Origin of the sequence: Anabaena sp. FACHB-1391 (genome assembly GCF_014696755.1) — a bacterium.
GTDB classification, from domain to species: Bacteria; Cyanobacteriota; Cyanobacteriia; order Cyanobacteriales; family Nostocaceae; genus Dolichospermum; species Dolichospermum planctonicum.
The window spans coordinates 1-2,980 of sequence record NZ_JACJQS010000080.1 but is presented as its reverse complement, the minus strand read 5'-3'; the positions used below and the strand labels follow the sequence as shown (position 1 = coordinate 2,980).

Genomic DNA, 2,980 nt, shown 5'->3' with positions numbered 1-2,980 from the left:
GGAAAAAAAACAGCACCTAACTATAAAAGTTAGACTGCTGGGTGAAATTCCAGCCAGAACCTTGAAAACTGCATAAGAGAACGAGAAAAAGCAGGCAGAAACAGACATGAGAGTGTTTCGTGAAAGCCAAGAAAAATTGTGGTCAAGCTAATAAGGGCTAATGGTGGATACCTAGGCACACAGAGGCGAAGAAGGACGTGGTTACCGACGAAATGTTCCGGGGAGTTGGAAGCAAACGAAGAGCCGGAAATATCCGAATGGGGCAACCCTAAATACTACCTGTTGAATATATAGACAGGAAAGAGCCAACCCAGCGAACTGAAACATCTTAGTAGCTGGAGGAAGAGAAATCAAAACAGAGATTCCCTAAGTAGTGGTGAGCGAAAGGGGAAGAGCCTAAACCAAAGGATTTATCTTTTGGGGTAGTGGGACAGCAATATCGAATCACTTAGGTTAGACGAAACAGCTAAATACTGTACCAGAGGAAGTGAAAGTCTTGTAGTCAAAAACCAAAGGATAGTAGCTGCATCCCGAGTAGTACGGAGCACGAGAAATTCCGTATGAATCAGCGAGGACCACCTCGTAAGGCTAAATACTACTGTGTGACCGATAGAGAACAAGTACCGCGAGGGAAAGGTGAAAAGAACCCCGGAAGGGGAGTGAAATAGAACATGAAACCATAAGCTTACAAGCAGTGGGAGTCCGATTAAACGGATGACCGCGTGCCTGTTGAAGAATGAGCCGGCGACTTATAGGCACTGGTAGGTTAAAGCGAGAATGCTGGAGCCAAAGGGAAACCGAGTCTGAAGAGGGCGAAAATCAGTGTTTATAGACCCGAACCCTGGTGATCTAACCATGTCCAGGATGAAGCTTGGGTAACACCAAGTGGAGGTCCGAACCGACTGATGTTGAAAAATCAGCGGATGAGGTGTGGTTAGGGGTGAAATACCAATCGAACCAGGAGCTAGCTGGTTCTCCCCGAAATGTGTTGAGGCGCAGCGGTTGTGATTAAATCTGGGGGGTAAAGCACTGTTTCGGTGCGGGCTGGGAGACCGGTACCAAATCGAGACAAACTCAGAATACCCAGAGAACACACAGCCAGTGAGACAGTGGGGGATAAGCTTCATTGTCAAGAGGGAAACAGCCCAGACCACCAGCTAAGGTCCCCAAATCATCACTAAGTGATAAAGGAGGTGAGAATGCCTAGACAACTAGGAGGTTTGCCTAGAAGCAGCCACCCTTGAAAGAGTGCGTAATAGCTCACTAGTCAAGCGTTCTTGCGCCGAAAATGAACGGGGCTAAGTGATGTACCGAAGCTGTGGGATTACTAATCATAATCGGTAGGGGAGCGTTCCGTAGTAGGGAGAAGCAGTAGCGGCAAGCAGCTGTGGACGAAACGGAAGTGAGAATGTCGGCTTGAGTAGCGCAAATGTATGTGAGAATCATACACCCCGAAACCCTAAGGGTTCCAGAGCCAGGTTCGTCCACTCTGGGTTAGTCGGGACCTAAGGCGAGGCCGAAAGGCGTAGTCGATGGACAAAGTGTCAATAGTCACTTACTGTTCTGTGGGAGCATAGGCAGGGACGCATGAAAGATAGCCATACCCTAATTGGTTTGGGAGGGGTTTACGAACTCCGAGTGGTGAAGGAAAGTGCCAAGAAAAGCTGTGTATGTGATGAAGATAGAACACCCGTACCCGAAACCGACACAGGTAGGGAGGTTGAGAATACCAAGGGGCGCGAGATAACTCTCTCTAAGGAACTCGGCAAAATGGCCCCGTAACTTCGGAAGAAGGGGTGCCCACCTCAGCAGTGGGTCGCAGTGAAGAGATCCAAGCGACTGTTTACCAAAAACACAGGTCTCCGCTAACTCGCAAGAGGACGTATGGGGGCTGACGCCTGCCCAGTGCCGGAAGGTTAAGGAAGCTGGTCAGCGAAAGTGAAGCTGGCGACCGAAGCCCCGGTGAACGGCGGCCGTAACTATAACGGTCCTAAGGTAGCGAAATTCCTTGTCGGGTAAGTTCCGACCCGCACGAAAGGCGTAACGATTTGGATGGTGTCTCAGAGAGAGACTCGGCGAAATAGGAATGTCTGTGAAGATACGGACTGCCTGCACCTGGACAGAAAGACCCTATGAAGCTTTACTGTAGCCTGGAATTGTGTTCGGGCTTCGCTTGCGCAGGATAGGTGGGAAGCGAAGAAATTATCCTTGTGGGGATAATGGAGCTAACGGTGAGATACCACTCTGGCGAAGCTAGAATTCTAACCCACGACCGTAAGCCGGTCGGGGAACAGTTTCAGGTGGGCAGTTTGACTGGGGCGGTCGCCTCCTAAAAGGTAACGGAGGCGCGCAAAGGTTCCCTCAGCACGCTTGGAAACCGTGCGACGAGTGTAAAGGCAAAAAGGGAGCTTGACTGCAAGACTGACAAGTCGAGCAGGTACGAAAGTAGGCCTTAGTGATCCGACGGCGCAGAGTGGAATGGCCGTCGCTCAACGGATAAAAGTTACTCTAGGGATAACAGGCTGATCTCCCCCAAGAGTCCACATCGACGGGGAGGTTTGGCACCTCGATGTCGGCTCATCGCAACCTGGGGCGGAAGTACGTCCCAAGGGTTGGGCTGTTCGCCCATTAAAGCGGTACGTGAGCTGGGTTCAGAACGTCGTGAGACAGTTCGGTCCATATCCGGTGCAGGCGCAAGAGTATTGAGAGGAGTCCTCCTTAGTACGAGAGGACCGGGAGGAACGCACCGCTGGTGTACCAGTTATTGTACCAACAGTAAACGCTGGGTAGCCAAGTGCGGAGAGGATAACCGCTGAAAGCATCTAAGTGGGAAGCCCACCTCAAGATGAGTACTCTCACTACAATAAGTAGGTAAGGTCACGGGCAGAACACCCGTTAATAGGCTCTATGTGGAAGTACAGTAATGTATGTAGCAAAGGAGTACTAACAGACCGAGGGCTTGACCTCTATATTCTTAATT

Annotated in this window: 1 rRNA gene; it reads left to right on the top strand. The window is 50.4% G+C overall.

The features are described 5' to 3' along the window. The first annotated feature begins 140 nt into the window (after window positions 1-140). A 23S ribosomal RNA gene (locus tag H6F62_RS20235) occupies window positions 141-2,967 on the top strand. Window positions 2,968-2,980: the final 13 nt, after the last annotated feature.